General features: G+C 67.2%; 29 protein-coding genes and 1 pseudogene. 19 read left to right on the top strand and 11 right to left on the bottom strand.

Annotation, left to right across the window (positions count from 1 at the left end; all coding sequences use genetic code 11):
* Positions 1–115 precede the first annotated feature (115 nt).
* The 6 genes from ychF (at position 116) to Q7C18_RS14045 (ending at position 4,197) form a co-directional block, all read left to right on the top strand.
* A complete protein-coding gene (gene ychF, locus Q7C18_RS14070; protein WP_311025907.1) occupies positions 116–1,201 on the top strand; it encodes a redox-regulated ATPase YchF in 1,086 nt (361 codons plus the stop codon).
* A gap of 127 nt (positions 1,202–1,328) precedes the next feature.
* Positions 1,329–1,562, top strand: coding sequence for a FitA-like ribbon-helix-helix domain-containing protein (locus Q7C18_RS14065; protein WP_311025906.1), 234 nt, complete (start codon positions 1,329–1,331; stop codon positions 1,560–1,562).
* Complete coding sequence (locus tag Q7C18_RS14060) at positions 1,559–1,981, top strand: type II toxin-antitoxin system VapC family toxin (RefSeq protein ID WP_311025905.1); 423 nt, start codon at positions 1,559–1,561, stop codon at positions 1,979–1,981. Before Q7C18_RS14065 ends, Q7C18_RS14060 begins: the two co-directional genes overlap by 4 nt.
* A complete protein-coding gene (locus tag Q7C18_RS14055; RefSeq protein ID WP_311025904.1) occupies positions 1,978–2,775 on the top strand; it encodes an alpha/beta hydrolase in 798 nt (265 codons plus the stop codon). Before Q7C18_RS14060 ends, Q7C18_RS14055 begins: the two co-directional genes overlap by 4 nt.
* A gap of 89 nt (positions 2,776–2,864) precedes the next feature.
* The gene (locus tag Q7C18_RS14050) at positions 2,865–3,212 is read left to right on the top strand and encodes a hypothetical protein (protein WP_311025903.1); all 348 of its coding nucleotides are present in this window, start codon (positions 2,865–2,867) and stop codon (positions 3,210–3,212) included.
* 508 nt (positions 3,213–3,720) lie between these two features.
* Positions 3,721–4,197, top strand: coding sequence for a hypothetical protein (locus Q7C18_RS14045; RefSeq protein ID WP_311025902.1), 477 nt, complete (start codon positions 3,721–3,723; stop codon positions 4,195–4,197).
* Positions 4,198–4,365: 168 nt separating this feature from the next.
* Here Q7C18_RS14045 and Q7C18_RS14040 read toward each other — a convergent pair whose 3' ends face one another.
* The 4 genes from Q7C18_RS14040 to Q7C18_RS14030 form a co-directional block, all read right to left on the bottom strand.
* Positions 4,366–5,133 carry a hypothetical protein gene (locus Q7C18_RS14040; protein WP_311025901.1) on the bottom strand — a complete coding sequence of 256 codons (768 nt, stop codon included), beginning with the start codon at positions 5,131–5,133 and terminating at the stop codon, positions 4,366–4,368.
* Positions 5,134–5,283: 150 nt separating this feature from the next.
* A complete protein-coding gene (locus Q7C18_RS16780) occupies positions 5,284–5,610 on the bottom strand; it encodes a DUF6994 family protein (protein ID WP_396954373.1) in 327 nt (108 codons plus the stop codon).
* Positions 5,611–5,703: 93 nt separating this feature from the next.
* Complete coding sequence (locus Q7C18_RS14035) at positions 5,704–6,078, bottom strand: nuclear transport factor 2 family protein (RefSeq protein WP_311025900.1); 375 nt, start codon at positions 6,076–6,078, stop codon at positions 5,704–5,706.
* Positions 6,079–6,227: 149 nt separating this feature from the next.
* Positions 6,228–6,485, bottom strand: a complete 258-nt coding sequence (locus Q7C18_RS14030) for a Smr/MutS family protein (RefSeq protein ID WP_070161884.1) — start codon at positions 6,483–6,485, stop codon at positions 6,228–6,230.
* A 74-nt stretch (positions 6,486–6,559) separates the two neighbouring features.
* On the opposite strand from Q7C18_RS14030, the gene Q7C18_RS14025 reads away from it, so the two are divergent.
* The gene (locus Q7C18_RS14025; protein ID WP_396954369.1) at positions 6,560–6,778 is read left to right on the top strand and encodes a hypothetical protein; all 219 of its coding nucleotides are present in this window, start codon (positions 6,560–6,562) and stop codon (positions 6,776–6,778) included.
* 15 nt (positions 6,779–6,793) lie between these two features.
* Here the strand turns inward: Q7C18_RS14025 and Q7C18_RS14020 are convergent, their stop codons facing one another.
* Entirely contained in the window at positions 6,794–7,036 is a 243-nt protein-coding gene (locus tag Q7C18_RS14020; RefSeq protein ID WP_070161889.1) for a PspC domain-containing protein, read from the bottom strand.
* Between the two features lie 161 nt (positions 7,037–7,197).
* Between Q7C18_RS14020 and Q7C18_RS14015 the strand changes: the two genes are divergently transcribed.
* A complete protein-coding gene (locus Q7C18_RS14015) occupies positions 7,198–7,611 on the top strand; it encodes a hypothetical protein (RefSeq protein ID WP_311025899.1) in 414 nt (137 codons plus the stop codon).
* Between the two features lie 47 nt (positions 7,612–7,658).
* On the top strand, positions 7,659–8,114 hold the full coding sequence (locus Q7C18_RS14010; RefSeq protein WP_311025898.1) for an N-acetyltransferase: 456 nt from the start codon (positions 7,659–7,661) through the stop codon (positions 8,112–8,114).
* On the opposite strand, the gene Q7C18_RS14005 is transcribed toward Q7C18_RS14010, so the two are convergent.
* Together Q7C18_RS14005 and Q7C18_RS14000 are read right to left on the bottom strand one after the other, a co-directional pair.
* On the bottom strand, positions 8,102–8,398 hold the full coding sequence (locus Q7C18_RS14005; RefSeq protein WP_311025897.1) for a DUF1905 domain-containing protein: 297 nt from the start codon (positions 8,396–8,398) through the stop codon (positions 8,102–8,104). The genes Q7C18_RS14010 and Q7C18_RS14005 overlap by 13 nt on opposite strands.
* Before the next feature lie 49 nt (positions 8,399–8,447).
* On the bottom strand, positions 8,448–9,314 hold the full coding sequence (locus Q7C18_RS14000; RefSeq protein ID WP_311025896.1) for an SDR family NAD(P)-dependent oxidoreductase: 867 nt from the start codon (positions 9,312–9,314) through the stop codon (positions 8,448–8,450).
* Between the two features lie 104 nt (positions 9,315–9,418).
* Between Q7C18_RS14000 and Q7C18_RS13995 the strand changes: the two genes are divergently transcribed.
* The 4 genes from Q7C18_RS13995 (at position 9,419) to Q7C18_RS13980 (ending at position 12,125) form a co-directional block, all read left to right on the top strand.
* On the top strand, positions 9,419–10,042 hold the full coding sequence (locus Q7C18_RS13995; protein WP_311025895.1) for a TetR/AcrR family transcriptional regulator: 624 nt from the start codon (positions 9,419–9,421) through the stop codon (positions 10,040–10,042).
* A gap of 109 nt (positions 10,043–10,151) precedes the next feature.
* Entirely contained in the window at positions 10,152–10,709 is a 558-nt protein-coding gene (locus tag Q7C18_RS13990; protein ID WP_311025894.1) for a dihydrofolate reductase family protein, read from the top strand.
* Positions 10,710–11,062: 353 nt separating this feature from the next.
* Entirely contained in the window at positions 11,063–11,416 is a 354-nt protein-coding gene (locus Q7C18_RS13985; protein WP_311025893.1) for a DUF1801 domain-containing protein, read from the top strand.
* Positions 11,417–11,519: 103 nt separating this feature from the next.
* Positions 11,520–12,125 (top strand): class I SAM-dependent methyltransferase, encoded by a 606-nt coding sequence (locus Q7C18_RS13980; protein WP_311025892.1) that lies wholly within the window; start codon positions 11,520–11,522, stop codon positions 12,123–12,125.
* A gap of 18 nt (positions 12,126–12,143) precedes the next feature.
* On the opposite strand, the gene arfB is transcribed toward Q7C18_RS13980, so the two are convergent.
* Entirely contained in the window at positions 12,144–12,584 is a 441-nt protein-coding gene (arfB, locus tag Q7C18_RS13975; RefSeq protein WP_311025891.1) for an alternative ribosome rescue aminoacyl-tRNA hydrolase ArfB, read from the bottom strand.
* Between the two features lie 132 nt (positions 12,585–12,716).
* On the opposite strand from arfB, the gene Q7C18_RS13970 reads away from it, so the two are divergent.
* The 4 genes from Q7C18_RS13970 to Q7C18_RS13955 all read left to right on the top strand — a co-directional run bounded on the left by Q7C18_RS13970 (position 12,717) and on the right by Q7C18_RS13955 (position 15,305).
* Positions 12,717–13,133 (top strand): hypothetical protein, encoded by a 417-nt coding sequence (locus tag Q7C18_RS13970; RefSeq protein ID WP_311025890.1) that lies wholly within the window; start codon positions 12,717–12,719, stop codon positions 13,131–13,133.
* A gap of 16 nt (positions 13,134–13,149) precedes the next feature.
* Positions 13,150–13,959, top strand: a complete 810-nt coding sequence (locus tag Q7C18_RS13965; protein ID WP_396954372.1) for an alpha/beta fold hydrolase — start codon at positions 13,150–13,152, stop codon at positions 13,957–13,959.
* An 81-nt stretch (positions 13,960–14,040) separates the two neighbouring features.
* Entirely contained in the window at positions 14,041–14,700 is a 660-nt protein-coding gene (locus Q7C18_RS13960) for a hypothetical protein (RefSeq protein WP_311025888.1), read from the top strand.
* Positions 14,697–15,305, top strand: a complete 609-nt coding sequence (locus Q7C18_RS13955) for an OmpA family protein (RefSeq protein ID WP_311025887.1) — start codon at positions 14,697–14,699, stop codon at positions 15,303–15,305. The genes Q7C18_RS13960 and Q7C18_RS13955 overlap by 4 nt, the downstream gene beginning before the upstream one ends.
* Before the next feature lie 6 nt (positions 15,306–15,311).
* Here the strand turns inward: Q7C18_RS13955 and Q7C18_RS13950 are convergent, their stop codons facing one another.
* Positions 15,312–16,139, bottom strand: a complete 828-nt coding sequence (locus Q7C18_RS13950; RefSeq protein WP_311025886.1) for an aldo/keto reductase — start codon at positions 16,137–16,139, stop codon at positions 15,312–15,314.
* Positions 16,140–16,199: 60 nt separating this feature from the next.
* Here Q7C18_RS13950 and Q7C18_RS13945 point away from each other — a divergent pair, with 60 nt between their 5' ends.
* Together Q7C18_RS13945 and Q7C18_RS13940 are read left to right on the top strand one after the other, a co-directional pair.
* Positions 16,200–16,958, top strand: a complete 759-nt coding sequence (locus Q7C18_RS13945; protein ID WP_311025885.1) for a GNAT family N-acetyltransferase — start codon at positions 16,200–16,202, stop codon at positions 16,956–16,958.
* Between the two features lie 56 nt (positions 16,959–17,014).
* Entirely contained in the window at positions 17,015–17,929 is a 915-nt protein-coding gene (locus Q7C18_RS13940) for an NADP-dependent oxidoreductase (RefSeq protein ID WP_311025884.1), read from the top strand.
* On the opposite strand, the gene Q7C18_RS13935 is transcribed toward Q7C18_RS13940, so the two are convergent.
* Both Q7C18_RS13935 and Q7C18_RS13930 read right to left on the bottom strand, forming a co-directional pair.
* Positions 17,919–18,644 carry a maleylpyruvate isomerase family mycothiol-dependent enzyme gene (locus Q7C18_RS13935; RefSeq protein ID WP_070161937.1) on the bottom strand — a complete coding sequence of 242 codons (726 nt, stop codon included), beginning with the start codon at positions 18,642–18,644 and terminating at the stop codon, positions 17,919–17,921. The two genes, Q7C18_RS13940 and Q7C18_RS13935, sit on opposite strands and share 11 nt — an antisense overlap.
* A 113-nt stretch (positions 18,645–18,757) precedes the next feature.
* Positions 18,758–19,440: pseudogene (locus tag Q7C18_RS13930) on the bottom strand (HNH endonuclease signature motif containing protein); the annotation flags it as partial.

Genomic DNA, 19,440 nt, shown 5'->3' with positions numbered 1-19,440 from the left:
ATCCTATCGGGGCGGCGCCGGCTTGTCGCAGACTTTCTCTTAAGTCTTGGGGGAGGACCAGAAGCGGGCCCGCCGAGTCGCATCGGCATGACTGCGCGCGATAGGTTAGGTGACCGTGGCACTGACTATCGGAATCGTGGGACTCCCCAACGTGGGCAAGTCGACACTCTTCAACGCGCTCACCCGCCAGACGATCCTCGCGGCGAACTACCCGTTCGCGACGATCGAGCCCAACGTCGGGGTGGTGAATCTGCCTGACGAGCGGCTCGACACGCTCGCCGAGATCTTCGGTTCGCAGAAGATCCTGCCGGCGACCGTCTCCTTCGTGGACATCGCCGGCATCGTCAAGGGCGCCTCCGAGGGGGAGGGGCTGGGCAACCAGTTCCTGGCCAACATCCGTGAGGCCCACGCCATCGCGCAGGTGGTGCGCGTCTTCGAGGACGACAACGTCGTGCACGTCGACGGAAAGGTCGACCCCACCTCGGACATGGAGACCATCAACACCGAGCTGGTGCTCGCCGACCTCCAGACGCTGGAGAACGCGATCCCGAAGCTCGAGAAGCAGGTCAAGCAGAAGAAGGCCGAACAGGCGCAGCTGGACGCCTACCTGGCCGCCCAGGCGGTCCTGGAGCGCGGCGACACGATCTTCTCCGCCATCGAGTCGGAGAAGCTCGACATGGAGAACCTGGCCCAGCTGTCCCTGCTGACCGCCAAGCCGTTCATCTACGTCTTCAACGTGGACGACTCTGTGCTCGGCTCCGCCGAGCGGCAGCAGGAGCTCGCCGATCTGGTGGCCCCGGCCCAGGCCGTGTTCCTGGACGCCAAGCTGGAGGCGGACCTCGTGGAGCTCTCCGAGGAGGAGGCCCGCGAGATGCTGGAGCTCAACGGCCAGGAGGAGTCCGGCCTGGACCAGCTGGCCCGCGTCGGCTTCGACACCCTCGGCCTGCAGACCTACCTCACCGCTGGGCCCAAGGAGGCCCGGGCCTGGACGATCAACAAGGGCGACACCGCCCCGGAGGCCGCAGGCGTGATCCACACCGACTTCCAGAAGGGCTTCATCAAGGCCGAGATCGTCTCCTTCGACGACCTGGTGGCCGCCGGCTCCATGAACGACGCCAAGTCCGCCGGCAAGGTGCGCATGGAAGGCAAGGACTACGTGATGAAGGACGGCGACGTGGTGGAGTTCCGCTTCAACGTGTGAGCCTGAGCTAACCCCGCCGAGCTCCGCCGATCTCTGTGATCGACGGGGCTCGAGTCGTCTCGTGAGGAGATCTTCACCGCCCAGGTTCCGACAGCTATCATGATTGATAGCAGGGAGGTGATTGTTGATGTCATCCATCATCGTTCGTGGTCTCGACGATGCCGTGAAGCAGCAACTCGCCACGCAGGCGAAGGAGCACGGTCGTTCCATGGAGGCGGAGGTTCGTGACATCTTGACCAAGGCGGCGCGACGGCCACACATCGGGATGGCGCTGTTGGCTGCCGCGCAGGACGTCGGCGGTATCGATGACCTGACGATCCCGGAGCGCGACGACGTTGCTCGGGCGGTGGAGTTCGAGTGATCGTCCTCGACACGAACGTCATCTCGGAGATGTTCCGACCCTCGCCCGAGCCGCGCGTCGTCGAATGGCTCGCCTCGCTGACGGGGGATGTCGCGATCACCTCCGTCACGCTCGCCGAGCTCCTGGCGGGAGTTCGGCGACTTCCAGATGGCCGGCGCAAGGATGAGTTGACGAGGCGCATCGACGCGGCGCTCGCGCCGTACCGTGGGAGTCGCGCGGTGCTGCCGTTCGACGACCGGGCGGCCGGCCACTATGCCGACGTGCTCGTGACTCGGGAAGCCGCGGGAGCGCCGATCAGTACGGCCGATGCCCAGATCGCCGCGATCTGCCTGACCCACGACGCGACCTGCGCGACGCGCAACGCCAGGGATTTTGCGCATACTGGCATCGAGCTGGTCGACCCTTGGACTCTCGCGTGAGTGAACACGTCTCGATCACCGTGACCGAGTTCGGCGGCGACGGCCTGCCGTTGGTGCTTCTTCATGGCCTTGCGGGGAGCTCCCGGGAGATGCTGCCGACAGCATGGGCGCTGAGCGACGCCTTCCGTGTACTGCTCATCGATCAGCGCGGGCACGGGCTCAGCACTCGGGGACCGGCGGACCTGTCGCGGGAGGCCTTCGTCGATGACGTCGTCCAGGTCCTCGCGCAGCACGCGCCGGGGCAGCGGTGCATCCTCGTCGGTCAGTCGATGGGCGCGCACACGGCGTTCCTCACCGCAGCGGCGCGCCCGGATCTCGTGGAACGCCTGGTGATGCTCGAAGGGCATGTCGCCGGCAACGACGATCCGGGGGAGGCCGTCGGGCTGGGAGAGTACTTCGCGTCGTGGCCTGTGCCGTTCACCGACGAGGACGAGGCGCGTACCTTCCTCGGATCGGGTGCGATCGTGGACGCGTGGATCGCCGACCTCGAGGTGGCCCACGAGGGACTGCGACCGCGCTTCGACGCCGACGTAATGCAGCGCACGATCGAGGCCGTGCACGAGCCGCGCTGGGACGAGTGGGAGTCTCTGGGGACTCCGACGCTCGCAGTCTTCGCGAAGAACGGGATGTTCAGCAACGCCGAAAGGGACGAGCTGGTCCGGCGTCGTCCGGGGACCCATCGGGTCGACTTGTCGGCGGGGAGCCACGATGCGCATCTTGACGCTTTCGATGAGTGGATTGGTGCTCTGCGCGGTTGGCTGTTGTCGGACGCGGAGGCTTCGGCTGCACGGTGACAGCAGATGGTCGCACGTGCCGGAACTCGGTGGAGTTTAGGTTCAATGTGCAGCGGAGTTCCGCCTAACGTATGGGAGAAGAGTAGACCGTGGAGTTCTGGCAAGCGATCGTCGTGGCAGCGATCCCCTCAGCGGCGGCAGTGGTCGCAGCAATCGTTTCATTTCGTGACCTCCACCTTCGTCGACGATTGGAATCCTCGAAACAGTTCCTGTCGCTGTTCGCCTCGGCGCATGGTCGACCGCAAGGACGTGACGCGATTGGGATTGGTGAGCAGGTCGCCGCTGTGCATCTCATCGCTGACTTTGCGGCGAAGGACAAGATGCTGAGGAGCGCCGCACGGGAAGGCTTGCAGGACCTATCGTCGTGGACGGGCAACGAGCGTTCCGAGAAGATCGCTTCCTCAGCTACGGCGGCTCTCGGGAGACTCAGGAATTAAGGGTCGCCAGCGATGCCCAAGCGATTCTCTTCAGCAAGGCGTGGAGAGCCCTCCGGCGATCACGTGAGGGCTCGTCTCTCCTGCTTGACTAGATCCTGGTGAGATGGCCTCATCCTCCACTCACCCGCCGAGGACGCGAGTGCCGACCGCACACCGAGTATCCGAGCGGGAAGCTCGAGGAAGCCGTCCACGCAAGGCGGATGCCGTGAGCAGCTTCGTCGTGCCCGATCCTAAGCGCTAGCGGCTGCAACCCAGATGGTCCTACGTTCCGGAACGTGGTGGAGTTCCGATTCAATGTATGGCGGCGTGATCAGGCTCAACCGGCTCCAGAGCTTCGAGCGCTGAGGTGACGATGTACGACTCGGGGACGTCCAGGTCGCGGTCTGCCGTAGCTGGCGGAGTTCAAGCGCGCGTCGGCGTTCGCTCCGTGCGCCCTGGTTGGTCCTCCCCATAGGATCGGGTCATGTCTCGAAGCTTCGACGTCACGCCTGCACAGTGGTCCCGGTTCGTGGACACCGTCATGCCATCGCTCGCGGAGCTACTGACGGCGGGGGTCCTCAACGCCGTCGCTGACGACGTGGAGCTAGTTGGCGGCAACCGAGGGGACGACCTCCGGTGTCGGATCGGTGAAACCAGCTTCACCGTCGAGGTCAAGACAGCGTGGTGGCACGACAGTGAGCAGACCATCGTCGGACATTCCCCGCTCCGCATGAACCAGGATCCCGACCTAGTCGCGCTCGTCGGCAGGTTTGACGTGGACGAACCCACACCGACTCTGCGGGCGATCGATGCGACAGCGTTGACCATCGTTCCAGACCGGATGTTCTTCCTGGTGCCCACGCCGATCGTTCGGGCACATTCGATCGCCGACGGCAAGTCCACGGCTCGAGCCTTGATCTCCTTCGACACAGTCCAGTGGTGCCAGGTCGATCTGACGCAGGGAATCATCGAGAAGCAGCTGCTCTCAGTGCTCGCCGACACCTGATCGGGGTCCCGCGCAGACTGCCCTACGTGCCGGAACGCGGTGGAGTTCCGTTTCAACGTGTGAGTCATCGGAGTCCTCGGAGCAGCACGCCGCTGTGGTCGTCTCCGCCCTTGCTGACCGTGTTGTTGTTGCCCTTGAGCTCGGTTGTCGAGTGCCGGGGCTGCGGAATCATACGGGGTGCGGAAGCTCGCGTCCGAGGACCAGAGTCCTCAGTCGAGGGGCGACTAATGAATCATCATCAGCGGCATCTGTCAGCGCCTGTTCTGCCCGGTCTCGGGAGATGAAGGCACTTAGCCCTATGGCTGAGATGTCTTCAGCTTGAATGTCTGACGGACCGCCACTGCTGAGCAGGTGGATGCTGACGCCGTCGGCAAGCTCCTGTTGTGAGGCGTCGGGTACCGGGAGGCTCTCCCACTCCACGACATACTCGGGGTCGCGTTCGTGGCCTCTGGCCAGGTCCCTAGCGATCTGCTCGTCGGCCGTGGCCAGGATCACCGCCTCATCGAGGGTTCTCCTGTGCTTCCTATAGATCACGTGGACCATTGCCGCTGACGTGTCCGTCTGCGATGAGGAAATGTGAGTGGCGAACATCGTGACGATGAGCAGCACTCCGACGATGAAGTGTGCTGGCCAGGAGAGCATCAGCGCGAACCCGCCGCCGATCGAGTTGATGCCGGAGACGTACCCGAAGGCGGCCAGTCCCACGGCCATGGCGGAGAGCGCCCCGATGACGATCCGCAGAGCGATCCGCGCCCTGTTCATCACCAGAGCAAGGACGACCAGGGCGAAGATGATCAGATCCGGCAGGAACAGCCAGAAGTCCCACAGGTCCGGCTCCGTTATGTCCAGATACCAGACGGTGGCCCGTTCCCAGAGGTAGCGCCCCATGGAGAGTATGGCTGCCAGGGCTGTGATCACATGGCCTGTCGTGCTCATCTAGCGTCCATCCCATCTCGACGTCCGCACACTCACGAGGGAGTAGTAGACCGAGGCTCGGTGTAGCCGGTCTTCCGGCCAGGAACCTTGAACTGTCCTGGGTTCCCTTGATCGTCTTCTTACGTTCGATCCGACGCCTGGGGCAGGTCATCACCCCAGTCGCCGAAATGGCGAGGGCCTAGTAGGCCTCATCCTACTCAGCGGTGAAGCGCTCGGCTGATCCTGCGGGACGCCGCCGAAGACCTTGAGTGATCCGGACGCTGGTCGGGATGAGTGTCCCGCGGTGCGAGTGGTGGTGCCAGTACGCAGAGCGGCGGCTGGTCGAGAGTGTGAAGGGTCCCCGTGGGGCAACGGCTTGCTCCACAGGGTCCGGTGGGACCGGCGTGGAGCGGGGCTGTGGCTGTCCGGATCCTTGCCTGGGGGAGTGCCCGAGCGGACATCGACGTTGACGTCGATCGTGTCCCGATACGCCTCCATGCTCACCAACCGACATCCCTCTCGACACAGTCCAGCGGTACCAGGTCGATCTGATGCCGACGGCGGGGCTGCTGCATCAAATGGGGAGTCCGGTCAGAAGCGCTCGGTTGCGGGCGTGGCTCGGTCTGGGGCGTCGTATGGTTCCGGCCAGAATTCAGTGATCTCCGTGATCCTGCCGGAGTCGTCGAACGACAGGAAGGACTGCGCGTCGCCGCAGTCGTCCCCGACGGTCCAGGCGAACCAGATCACCGCTCTGTCAGTGTCCCCGAGCACCCACTTCTCCGTGAGCTGCCAGTCGCCCGGGTATTCCTGGTTGAACCGCAGGAACGCCTCCCGGCCGCGCCAGCGCTCGCGGCTCTGCGGCGTTGTGTAGATGACGTCGGGATGGAGCAACGCGGACCAGGCGTCCCATTCGCGATTCGTGAGGTGGCTGAGGTAGTTATGGGCAAGATCTGCGGTGTCGGCCATGGAGTGAGGATATCGGCGGATGGTCGCGATGTCGGCGGGGCCCCGCGATGCGCCGTCCCACGAGCACTCCGACGGCAACGCTGCGGCCCTCCGTCCGTGCCGGTAGACGTGACGATCTGCGGTTCCCTGTCCCAGGGTGCAGGAAACCGTCAGTGCTTGAAGTGCACGAACACGCGCCCGAAGTTCTTGCTGTCCTTCTCCACCCGGTGATATCTGGCTTTGACGTCCTTGCGGTCCAGGAACCGCAGCACCCGCTTCTTCAACTGTCCGCTGCCCTTGCCGGGGATGATCTCAACGGTCTTCACCTTCGTGCGTTCGGCTTCGTCGATGATCTCGGCGAGCGCACGGTCGATGTCGCGGCTCCTGTTGAAGATGTCGTGCAGATCAAGAGTGAGTCGTTTCGACATTGCTGGGCCTATCGTCGGTTGGACGTGCCATCATCCCCAGGCTACAAGGTCGTCTGATCTGGGATGCTGGTCCTATGCCCAGTGCCGTGAGTCTCATCCGTTCTGCCACTCTCTCCGACGTCGCCGAGTACGCCTACGCGGCCACCGCACCCAAGGAGGCCAGGTTGGTCTTCCTCGCAGGGGCCTGCCCGCTCGATGCCGACGGCGCCACGGTCGCAGTCGGCGACTATGCCGGTCATGCGGCGGCATGTGTGGCGACGATGAAGGACGCCCTGGCCGCAGTGGTGGACTGAGGGATCCCGCCGCTCTCAGGTGCGCCGCAGGGCCTGCTCGAGCGGAATGCGGCCATCCTGCCACGGCGTCAGGAGCCAGACGATCACATAGGCTCCGACCCCCAGCACCGGGAGCAGGAACGATGCGAGCAGCAGAGCCCGCACGAGCCAGACATTCGCCCCGAGCTTCTCGGCGATGGCACCGCCGATTCCTGCGACGAGACGGTCAGGGCCTCGCCGGATGCCGAGCGAGCGGATGGTGTCGAAGATGCGATCCATGCTCCCGATGGTACGCGCACCGTCTTGGCAGTCTCTGCTGGGCACGCTCCGAGGGGGTGACGGCCGCTGGGCGGTGGGCGCAGACCATCCTCAGCTGTGAGTTATCCACAGATGCCCGGAGGGGCTGGTGGCCGGTGCGGCGCCCGGCGGAGGATCGAGGCATGAGTTTCGAAGACCTCCCGGAGAACTGGACCGAGATGCCCCTGACCTCGCAGCAGCTGGCAGCCGACGTGGTGGATCTGCTGATCAGTGAGAAGGATTGTGCACAGAGCACGATGCTTCTGCTGCCCTGCGATGCCCGCGGCGTCGCCTACCCCGCCCCAGTGCTGATCAGCGAGATCGACTGGCACGTCGGGCCGTCCGAGCGTCGAGAGATGCTGGAAGCCCTGGCCTCCCTGCAGCTGGAGTCTGCGTTGGTGGCGGCGTCCTCCCGCCATCGCCTGTCCGACGCCGTCGTCGCCGCCTGGGCCACTGATCTGCAGGAGATCTTCGACGACGCGGGCACCTGGCTGCTGGGGTTCTTCAGCGTCTGGCCTCTCACGGTGGAGCCGGTGGCGCTGAGGCTCAGGGCGTGAGCGGGCTGCGGCAGCTCAGTGCCCGAAGGGGCGCGTAGGCTCTCCCCATGGCGCCTCACGAATTCGTCCCCGCAGACTTCGACCCGCCGACCGCATTGGCCACCCGGCAGTTCCGGCTCGAGCCGCTGGGTCCGCAGCACAATGAGGCCGACCTCCGGGCGTGGACATCGAGCATCGCGCACATCCGGGCCACTCCGGGATATCCGGACGGCTCCTGGCCGCCGGAGCAGGGCATGAGCCCGGAGGAGAACCTCGCCGACCTCACCCGGCACGCGGCCGACTTCGTCGCGCGTCGAGGTTTCACCTTCACGGTGCTCGATCCCGACGACGACGTCATCGGCTGCGTGTACCTGTATCCCTGCGCTTCCTCGGAGCATGACGTGGAGGTGCAGTCCTGGGTGCGGCAGGACCGCGCCGAGCTGGACGAGCCGCTCGCCCAGGCGGTGGCGGACTGGCTGGTCGTCGCCTGGCCCTGGGAGAACCCGGACCGTCACGGTCGCTGATCCCGCACCTCCACCGTGACGGTGACGTGGTCGCCGACGTCGATCCGCTCGGCTCGCTGCACCGCGACCTTCACCGGCACCAGGAATCGGCCGTCCTTCGGCCAGACGGCCGTGTCGAAGTCGGTGGCGCCGATGGCGGCGCTCACCGGCACCTGCCCCCAATACATGAGACCCCGGGCGGCCTCCTTCAGCTGGGCAGAGATTTCTTCCGGCATGGGCGCAAAGACGAATGGTGCAGGTCCGCGCCATTCGATGAGCTCTGCGTCGAAGGTCCAGCCCGTCATCGACTCTCCATGCGCTCATGCTAGCGGCAGGCCGGGGCGGGGGTGCTCGTCAGGCCGTGTCCTCCGGCCAGTCGAACCCGCGGCGTGCCCCGTAGGAATCACGGCGGGCGGCGTAGGCCAGGGTGGCCTGCTCCGGGGCGTCGTCGCCGATCAGGACCCGCAGGGGGCGGACGGGGTCGCCCAAGTGCGCGATCAGGGCGTCGGCGGCGAGGCGAGGATCCGCGTCCGTCGGCTGCGTGTCGGCATCAGGGGCGGGCCACGGGACAACGGGGGTGCCGAAGAGGTCGGTGCGCAGCGCGTCGTACTCGGGCTTCGGTTCGGCGAACGTCATGCTCGTCCCGGCCCAGTCGGTCGCGAAGCCGCCCAGCTGGGCGATCGTGACCCGGATGCCGAACTGTGCGACCTCGGCGGACAGCGCCTCGCTGAACCCGTCGAGGGCCCATTTGCTGGCGTTGTACACCCCGAACGTCGGCATGGCTCCGACGGCGCCCACCGTGGAGATCTGCACGATGTCGCCCCCGCCGCCGGCCCGCAGGTGGGGGATCGCGGCGCGCGAGACCCACATGGCGCCGAACAGGTTCAGGTCCACGAGGTCGCGGGCCTGCTGCTCCTCGACCTCCTCGATCGCGCCGACGAAGCCCGCGCCGGCGTTGTTCACGACGACGTCGAGACCGCCGAACTCCTGGGCCGCGTCATCGACGACGGCGGTGACGGCCTCGGCGTCACGGACGTCGAGCAGAACCTCCCGGGCTGAGTTCGGATGGGCATCGACCAGCTGCGACATCGCTCCGGGGCTGCGGACGGTTCCGATGACGCGGTCTCCCTGTGCCAGGGCGGCCTGCGCGAAGGCGCGACCCAGTCCGCGGCCTGCGCCGGTGATGAGCCAGGTGCGGACGCGAGCTGGTGTCTCAGGCATGGCACGTTCCCTTCAGCGAAACGGTTCGTCTCGCCAGTATCATGAGCGACGCTTCATCCTGTCAAGACGGTGCGTCTCGTCTCGTGATGAGGTACTCTACCGGCATGACGCCTGCGCCGGAGACCTCCACGTCGGGAGCGCGGGAACCTGACGCGTCCCGACGCAGCGATCGAGCCCGCCGAGCGATCCTCTCTGCGACGCGCGAGCTGATCAGCGACGTCGGCTACGCCCGGCTGAGCATCGAAGGCATCGCCTCGGCCGCCGGCGTCGGCAAGCAGACGATCTACCGCTGGTGGAGGTCAAAGGCCGCCGTCGTCTTTGATGCGATTCTGGAGGCCAACTCGCAGGACGGCGGGTCCGTGGCGTTACCGGACACCGGTAACCTCGAATCGGATCTCCGGGCCGTGCTGCGGGGGACCGTCGCCGCGCTGACCGAGCCCGCCACCGACCGCCTCCAGCGCGCGATCACCGCAGAGATTCAGACGGACCTCGTCATCGCTGACGAGTTGGTGCACCGGCTGCTCCGTCCTCAGCTCGACGCCACCGCTGCGCGCATCACGGCAGGGGTCCAGGCTGGTCAGGCCGGTGAGTCCGTTAATCCGCAGCTGGCGGCGGAGCTCCTCTTCGGCCCGGTCTTCCATCGCTGGCTGCTGCGAACCGGCCCGCTGGATGACGAATTCGCCGATGGTGTGCTGGCCATGGTTCTGGCGGGCCTGCGGCCCCGCTGAGGGGCGGGTGAGGTTTCCCGTCCGTCTCGGGTCGAGCAGCAGTTGTGCGGGGTGGGCCAGCGGGCTACTGTGTGGGCCTCACTCGATCTCGCTGTCAGGAAGGCCCCCCGTGGGAAAGCTCATCGCGTGGAACATCATGTCGATCGACGGCTTCTTCGAAGGGGACGAGCCGTGGGACCTCCGTCTCCACGAACACATCTGGGGAGACGATCTGCGCGATCTCAGCCTCCACTTCGGCGAGGAGGCCGGGCTCCTCGTCTTCGGACGCGCCACCTATGAAGGAATGGCGGCCCACTGGTCGAGCGACACCAGTGAGCCGGATATCGCACGGTACATGAACAGAATCCCCAAGCTCGTGGCCTCCCGGACGCTCACCGAACCCGAGTGGAACAACACCGAGGTCACCGCCGACCCTGTCGGGGAACTGGCGCGCCGGAAGCAGAGCACCGACCCGCCCATATACATCTTCGGCAGTGCGGAGCTCGTGGATTCACTTCTCGAGGCCGGCCTCGTCGATGAACTTCTGATCGGTGTCGCTCCGGTGATCCTCGGCTCCGGCACACCGTTGCTGAAGGCGCGCGCCGCTGCGCGTCCGGTCCGGTTCCTCGAGTCGCGCGCGGTGGACACCGGGGGCGTCCTGCTCCGCTACCGCGTCACGGACGCGTGACCGCTGCCGCTCGCCGGCGGCCGTATCATCACGTGCTGACTATCGCCCGGGCATCGGTCGGTGCCTGCTGGATGGGATGGAACGGAACGTCGATCTCCCCTCGGCAGCGTCAGCAGTGGGCGCGCGTCGCCGTCATGAGGCGAACTGTCAGGCACTCCTGCGGCCCTGCGGTTTGGTACTCTGCTGATGACGGCGGACTCGGCCGTCGACTGCACTTCCAGGCGACGGATCGCCTGAATCATTGCGGAGAGGCCTGAGGAGATCAGGACATGTCCGGATGGGGTGCCGCGCATCGACCTGCGCGGAAGACCACGGTGCCGCCTGCCCGAGGCGGCTGACGAAAGGACATGATCATGACGGACAGGACTGCGAAGAACCACGAGAAGGTCGTCAGCAAGATTGCGGCGATGGACGAGCCCCGGCGGTCTGTCATGCGCCGCCTGCACGAGGTGATCCTCGAGGCCGCGCCGGATCTGAGACCACGCATCTGGTACGGCATGCCCGGTTACGCGAGGTCGGTGAGCTCCCCGATCCTGGTGTTCATCCGCAATGACGAGCTGATCTCGCTCGGGGTGAGTGAGAAGGCCGGGCCCGTTCCGGCAGGCGAAGGAGAGGGTCGGCTTCTCCCGTCGGCGTGGTTCGTCGACGAGCTGGACGATGTGACGGAGCGTCGCGTCGTAGAGATCGTCCGTGCCGCCGTTTCCTGACCCCGGCGGGGCTCATGCCTGCAGCGGTGTCGGTCGTCTGGACTTTGTGTCCCGTCCGAGTGCTGCACCCGATGATCGTGCGGCCGCCAGTACAGTGGGGCCCATGGCTGAACCGACCCGCTGGGTGACTGAGACCGGGGACGACCACTCTCAGTGGTACATCGACCGTTTCCGCCGCATGGCGGACGAGGGGAAGGACCTCGTGGGTGAAGCGCGCCTGGTGGACGCCATGGTCCCGCGGCAGGCCCGGATCCTCGACGCCGGCTGCGGCACCGGGCGGCTGTCCGGCGAGCTGCACGCCCGCGGCCACACGGTGGTCGGCGTCGATGCGGACGGCGAGCTCGTCGCCGCCGCGCGGCAGGATCACCCCGGCCCCCGCTACGCCGTGGCAGACCTCTCCGAGCTGACCCTGGAGATGCTGGGGGAGGCCGAGCCCTTCGACGCCGCCCTGCTGGCGGGCAACGTCATGGTGTTCGTCGCTCCCGGCACGGAGGTCCAGGTGCTGCGGCGCGTCCGAGACTGCGTGACCGAGGAGGGTTTCCTGATCCTCGGCTTCCACGTGGACCGCCACCTGAGCCTGCAGGACTTCGACCGGCATGCCGCCGACGCCGGGCTGTGGGTCGAGCATCGTTTCGCCACCTGGGACCTGCGGGCCTGGCACGACGACGCCGACTTCTCCGTCACCGTGATGCGCCGCGAAGGAGTCTGAGACGCTCGAAGAGTGGCGTCATTCAGGGTGAGGACGACGACGGTGCTGCTTGGTCTCGGAGCGCCTCCGTTTCGCCTCCAGCCGCCGACGGCGTGAGGCCCGCGTGGGGCGCGTCGCCCGGCGCGCGGTCTCAGGGACCACGGCATCGCGCAGCAGGGCGGCCAGTCTCTGCCGCGCGGTGGCCCGGTTGCGGCGCTGCGACCGGTGCTCCGAGGCGCTGATGGTCAGCATGGTCCCGGTGAGTCGGGAGGCGAGGCGGTGGAGGGCTCGCTGACGCTGCTCCTCGGTCAGCGCCGTCGTCGTGGCGAGATCCAGGCTCAGCTGCACGCGGGAGTCTGTGGTGTTCACACCTTGCCCGCCAGGGCCGGAGGCGCGGGAGAACTGTTCGTTCAGCTCTGCCTGCGGCACGCGCAGACCGTGCGGCGCACCGGGGCCGGGGAAGACATGCAGATCGTCCATGGGGACGAGTCTGCCGCATCGGATGCCTGAACCTCGACCTGGTGGCCGGAGGCCCGCGCAGGTGTGGATGAGTTCTCCACAGATTCCCGGAGGGGGTGGTGGCCGCCCGCCGCCGACCGCCAGGATCGGGGTATGAGCTTCGAGGATCTCCCCCAGGACTGGACTGCCGTGCCGCTGACCTCGCCGCGCGTCGCCGGCGCCGTCGTCGACCGGGTGCTCAGCGAGAAGCTGCGTGCTGAGGACACCTTGCTGCTGATCTCCTGTGACGAGCGCGGAGTCGCCTACCCGCCGCCCATTCTCATCAGCGAGACCGACTGGCAGGCCGACGGGCAGGAGCGTCGCGAGATGCTGGAGGTCCTGGCCGCCCTCGGTGTGCCCTCCATAGTGGTGGCCTTCTCCTCCTCGCGGCCGTTGCCCAGCGGGGTGGTGGATGCCTGGCATGCCGACGTCGACGCCGCATTCGCTGCAGCGGGCACCCGGCTGCTCGGCGTCTTCACTGCCTGGTCGCACACCGTCCGGCCCGTCTCGCAGGTCCCGGTGGGAACCTGAGTCCGCCGCCAGTAGGCTGGAGGCTGTGAGCACCTCGACGGATCTCAGCCTGCGCACCACCCTGATCGGAGAGGGCGGCCCTGTGGTGGTCTTCCTGCACGGGCTCTTCGGGCAGGGGAAGAACTTCACCCAGATCGCGAAGGGTCTGACTCCGGAGCACCGGAGCCTGCTGGTGGACCTGCCGAATCATGGGCGGTCCGGGTGGACCGAGCGAATCGACTACGCGGAGATGGCGGATCATGTGGCCGCGGAGCTGAGTTCCGGTGTCGCGGCCGAGGGTCCCGTCCATCTGGTCGGGCATTCGATGGGCGGCAAGGTGGCGATGGTGCTGGCCCTGCGTCATCCCGAGCTGATCGACAGGCTCGTGGTGGTGGACATCTCTCCGGTGTCCTCCGGGGGATCCATGGGTCAGTTCGAACATCTTCTCGACAGCCTCGCCACCCTCGACCTGACCCGCCTGAGCTCACGCCGCGAGGCCGAGGAGCAGCTCCAGGAGCCGATTCCGGAGGCGATGACCCGCGGTTTCCTGCTGCAGAGCCTGGTCCGTGAGGGCGGGACGTTCCGGTGGCTGTCCAACCTGGAGCTTCTGCGCTCTGAACTCGACGTGATCGGCGGCTTCCCTGACGCTGGTGACGCGCAGTTCACCGGACCCGTGCTCTGGGTCGCCGGCGCCGACTCGGACTACATCGCCGAGGAGCACCGTCCCGTGATGCGCGAGCTCTTCCCTCAGGCGCAGCTGCTGCGTATCAAGGACGCCGGTCACTGGGTCCATGCGGCTCAGCCGGAGGTCTTCACCTCAGTCCTGCGGCAGTTCCTCGGATCCTGAGCCCCTGCTGGGGTTGACCCGCAATGCACCACGACATACGGTATTGCATATGCAAATTGCAGTGAATCCCGAGGAGTCGTCATGGTGTCCCGATCGCTGACCACAATCATCGGCCTGACTGGAGTCCTGGCCCTGACCGGATGCGGAACGCTCGGAGGTGGGCCGCAGGACGATTCGGGGCAGGAGAGCCCCGAGCCCGCGTCTGAGGAGAGCCCCGAGGTGGCGTCTGAGGAATCGCCCGACGAGCCGCGTGAGCCTGCCGAGGACGTCACGCTCACCATGGACGACGCGGTGCAGACCATCACATACCCCATCCAGGGCAGCTTCGCCGAGGGGGAGGTCACCATGGGACTGCACTCCCTCGAGGTGGTGGACGACGCCATGCTCCTGACGGTGAGCTTCATGCCGGAGTACGAGGACCCCTCCGCGGTGCATCTCTTCCAGAACCTGCACAGCCTGGGCAGCACCACTCTGCTGCCGGTGGTGAACGACCGTGAGAATCTGAAGGCATATCACGTGCCGCGGCAGACCACGAACCAGTTCGCCCAAGGAGGCGGATGGCTCGGCGGGTCATTCGCCACCGGTGCGTGGGCGTCCCCCGTCGGTGACATCGAGGCTCAGCATGGGGAGCTCATCACGCATTGGGCGTACTTCCCTGCTCCTGAGGATGACATCGACACGGTCGACGTCGCGGTCGTCCCCGGGGTTCAGGAGTTCCAGGACGTGGAGATCCAGCGATGAGGAGCCATGATGTGCGCATCCCCGCAGGGGTCGCCGTCGGCATGGTCGTCCTGCTGGGCACGACGGCGGCGGTCCATCCCGGACATGTCGGGGCCCCGGTCGAGCAGACGGAGACCCTCGACGGCCCGCCGGAGCGCCCCGAGGACCTGAAGATGGACGACGCCGTGCACGCCTACGACCCTGACCCCTTCATCTACCGGTACGAGGCGCAGGACTTCATTGAACATCTGGGTGATCCCACCGTGGAGGCCGCCGAGGAGAACCTGATCTCCCTGTCCACCGACATCCTCTTCCGCATCAACAGCTGGGAGCTGCCTGACAGCGCCGGCGACCACCTGGCCGAGCTGGTGGACGAGATCCCAGAGAGCGCCGAGGTGCAGGTCACCGGGCACACCGACTCCGTCCCCACGGGCGAGGAGTTCGACAACCAGGAGCTCTCGGAGCGGCGGGCCGAAGCGGTCGCCGACGTCCTGAGCGAGGAGAGGCCCGATCTGACGCTGGAGGTCTCCGGCAAGGGCGACACCGAGCCGGCAGTCACCGAAGAGGAGGAGGACCCCGCCACCTACGCCGCGAATCGCCGCGTGGAGATCGTCTACGAGGACTGATCCGGCTCAGCCCGCGGCCGGCACGTGGTCCGGGTGCGCGGTCCGGCGGCCGTCCTCACCCCGGTCCAGGGCGTCGAGGACGGCGGCGTCCTCGGCTGCGAGCTCCCAGTCCAGGACCTCCAGGTTGCTGGCCATCCGCTCGGGATGGTCCGTCTTGGGGATGATCACGTCGCCGCGCTGCAGGTGCCAGCGCAGGATCACCTGGGCAGGGGTGCGTCCCAGCCGGTCGGCGAGCTCGATGACGGCGGGGTCCGTCAGGTCGTCCCCCTTGCCGAGCGGGCTCCACGCTTCGACGGCGATCCCGTGGTTCCAGCACCAGCGGCGCAGCTCATCGTTGGCGAAGTACGGGTGCGCCTCGATCTGATCCACGGCTGGGAACACGCCGGTGGCCTCGATGATCCGCTCCAGATGGTGGGATTCGAAGTTGGAGACGCCGATCGCCCGGGCTCGTCCGGACTCGGCGACGGCGACCATGGCCCGCCACGTGTCCACGTAGTCGATCTCCAGCATCGGCATGGGCCAGTGGATGAGGAACAGGTCCACGGCGTCCAGGCCGAGACGGGCCAGCGACTCGTCCAGGCTGCGGTCGACGTCGTCGGGCGCATGGTTGCCGTTGTCGAGCTTGGTGGTGATGAAGACGTCATCTCTGGCGACGCCCGAGGCGCGGAGTCCTTCCCCGACGCCGGCCTCGTTGCCGTACATCTGGGCAGTATCGATGTGGCGGTAGCCGGCCTGCAGGGCCGCGGCCACGTTCCTGGCCGGGTCCGACGACCGGCCGGTGCCGTATCCGATGCGTGGAATGCTGGTTCCGGAGTTCAGCTGCTGGTGGTCCATGGCCCGAGCATACGCGTCCTGGCCGGTCCGGGGTGGCCGGTGTCGGCGTAGGATGCCGTCATGCTCGGACTGACGCTGATGCTCACCCGCTTCCTCTCAGCCCTCCGCACGGCGTGGCAGGATCTCGTCTTTCGCGGAGCCCTGCTGAGTCTGCTGATGCTCGTGCTCAGCGCCACGATCTTCTACACGCTCAGCGAGGGGTGGCCCGTCCTCGATGCCCTGTACTTCTCCGTGGTCAGCGGCCTCACCGTCGGCTATGGGGACCTGGTGCCGAGCAGCCCATTGGCGAAGGTCTTCACCATGCTCTACGCGCTGTTGGCGGTGGGACTCTTCGTCACCATCGCCGCCTCTCTGGGTGGTGCCTTCGCCAGGAACCGGTCTGAGCGCAGGGCCGGGCGCCGTCGTCGGCGGCGGGACGGAGACTCGGACTCCGAGCCCGACGTTCAGGTGGACGGAGAGCTCGATGCTGAGGCACTCGAGGGCCTGCGCGCCCGCGTGCACCCGGACGGGACCCCCTCGGGATGGTCTCCGCGCAGCGCTGACGGCCGGGAGAGCTGGGTGACCGCGACGTCTTCTGGTCGGCTGGTGGGGTTCGTGCGGGTGATCGGCGACCGGGACCAGGACGCCGTCGTCCTGGAGCTGCTCCTGGATCCCGAGCATCACCGGCTGGGGGAGACGCTGGTGCAGCGCGCCGCCGAGATGGCACGAGAGGCGGGACACAGGCGGCTCTTCGCCGATTTCTCTGACCCTCAGGACCGTGCTGTGTTCAAAACCTGCGGGTTCGTCCGGGCCTCGGCCGGCGTCCGGCAGCTCATCTGAGGGCGAACAGCGGGAATGCGTGCGCGGCTGGGACGGTTTTCTCCACCATGCGTGCGATGACTTATTCCGAGTACGGTTCACCTGACACTCTGCAGCTCACCGAGCAGCCGACCCCGAAGCTGGGCCCCGGCGCGGTGCTGATCGCGGTGGAGCGCGCCGCAGTCAATCCCGTCGACTGGAAGCTCATGGCCGGTGGGCTCGACGCGATGCTTGATGCCGTGTTCCCCGTGATCCCGGGATGGGACGTCTCCGGGGTGGTGGAGGCGGTGGGCCCCGACGTCCCCGAGTTCTCTCCAGGAGACCGAGTGGCGTCCTACGCCCGCAAAGATGTCGTCCACGGCGGCACCTATGCCGAGTTTGTGGCTCTGCCGGCCACTTCCGTGGCGCGCGTGCCCGAGGGCGTGTCCTTCGATGAGGCCGCAGGCCTGCCGTTGGCGGGTCTCACCGCGCTGCGCTCCCTGGAGACCCTGCGTCTCTCCGGGGACGACACTCTGCTCATCCACGGCGCCTCCGGGGGAGTGGGTCATCTCGCGGCCCAGCTGGCCTCGGCTTCCGGCGCCAGGGTTCTCGGCACGGCCTCGGAGCGGAATCACGAGAAGCTTCGCGCGCTGGGCGTGGAGCCGCTGACCTACGGCGAGGGGCTCGCAGAGCGAGTCCGTGGCCTGGCGCCCCAAGGCGTCACGGCGGTCGCCGACTTCGCCGGGGGAGTGCTCGAGCAGACGTTGGACGTGCTGGCCGAGGGCGGTCGCCACGTGTCGATCGCGGACCCCTCAGTGGAGGAGCACGGCGGTCGCTGGGTGTGGGTGCGGCCCGACGGGCAGACGCTCGCCGAGCTCTTGGCTAAAGTCGCCGACGGCGCCCTGAGCGTGGAGATCGACCGGCACTTCCCCCTGGAGCAGGCGGCCGACGCGATGACGCACAATCAGGCCGGCGCCGGCTCCGGGAAGATCATCATCGACGTCACGGAGTGATCGGCTGATCCAGCAGCTGCTGCACGGCGGCGCGGTCACCGCGCACCTCGAGAGATGAGGTCGCGAGGTCGCGCCGCCCCCAGAGGAGCAGAGCGACGTCTTGGGCCCGGCCGCGGATCTCCGCGGCCGGGTCTTCTGCGTCCTCGGGCATGACCCAACTGGTCGCGGCGTCCGTGGCGGTCACGCGGACCGACGACGACGGCGGCTCCGCGCGTCCCCGCCGCACCTGGCGGGGGTGCATGACGGTGATGATCTCGTCGATTCCGTCGGCCCACACCTCGGCCCCCGCCTCGGGTGGCTCGGCATCGAGAGACTCGGCGAGATCATGGAGGTGGATCAGGGTCTCGTGCACCTGGCGACGTCGCCAGAACGACGCCGTTCCGTCACCTCCGAAGATCCGCGCGGGAGCATCGGGGCTGAGCTGAGTGAGGGTCTCGTGGAGGTGGGCGGCGCAGGAGCGATAGTGCGCGGCGAGGTCCTCCGGGTGTTCTGCGGGGCGTTCCTCGTCAGGGGCCGAGGCGAGGCCTTGAGCCATGTCCGCCGCCCAGAGGTGGACGTCACTGAGATGCACGGTGAGGTCCCGGACGGTCCACCTGCCACAAGAGGGCACTGGCGCGTCGGGGTCGGCGACGAGCAGATGCGCGTGGAACTCCCGCTGCAGGGCGGCGAGCAGCGCGAGATGGTCGATGTCAGGCCGACTGGAGAAGTCACGCATGGAGACAGCGTAGCTGTGGCGGCCATGGAGTGGCGTGGGCATGCTGAGGACGGCACCCGGGTGGGGGCCGTCCTCAGCATGTAGAGCAGTGAATGTGGCGGATGCGGTGGTGGTCAGGGGTGGCCACGGATGTGGACACGATGACTGGTGTGGACCAGGTCGATGGGTCCGGCAGGTGCGGCGCGACGGTGAGAGTTCAGGGCGCGCGGCATGGCCCGCCGTGCTGTCCAGTTCAGACGTGTCAGGGGTGGGGGTCTGTGCTGGGACCGACAGGGCCGAGGTGGCGCTGGGGGATTCGGCGGCGCTGATGGTGATCCCGGGCCCATCGGTGCTGCTGTCTTCGGTGGTGTGGCCGGGTCCTCTTCGGTGGTCAGCAGGCCGTGGGACTTGATCCGGTGGTGGCGTCGGCACAGGGCCTGCAGGTTGGGCCCGCTGGTGGGGCCTGCTGGGTAGGGGAGCCGGTGGTCAAGATCGCAGCGCTGAGCCGGGATGGTGCACCCCGGGGCCTGGCAGACCCCATCGCGGAAGATGATGGCATCCCGCAGCCGGGCCGGAGCGTAGCGTCCGGTGTAAGTGATCGAGAGGATGTCCGGAGAGACGTCCCCTGCGCCCGGCTGGCGCGGGCTGGTGGTGGCGTGGTACCAGTCGTGGCAGGTGCGGGGATCACCGGCGAGGTGGCGGACATCGCTGGCTGGGATCACCCAGTTCCGGTCGGCACTGATGCCCGGGTCCTCGCTGTGTCCGGTCAGGGTGGTCTCAGGGATCATGACCGCGATCTTCGCCTCCACCGGGGCAC

Origin of the sequence: Nesterenkonia sp. CL21 (assembly GCF_031705515.1) — a bacterium.
Lineage (GTDB): Bacteria > Actinomycetota > Actinomycetes > Actinomycetales > Micrococcaceae > Nesterenkonia > Nesterenkonia aethiopica.
The sequence above is the reverse complement of the archived record's forward strand: the minus strand, read 5'-3'. Positions and strand labels throughout refer to the sequence as shown.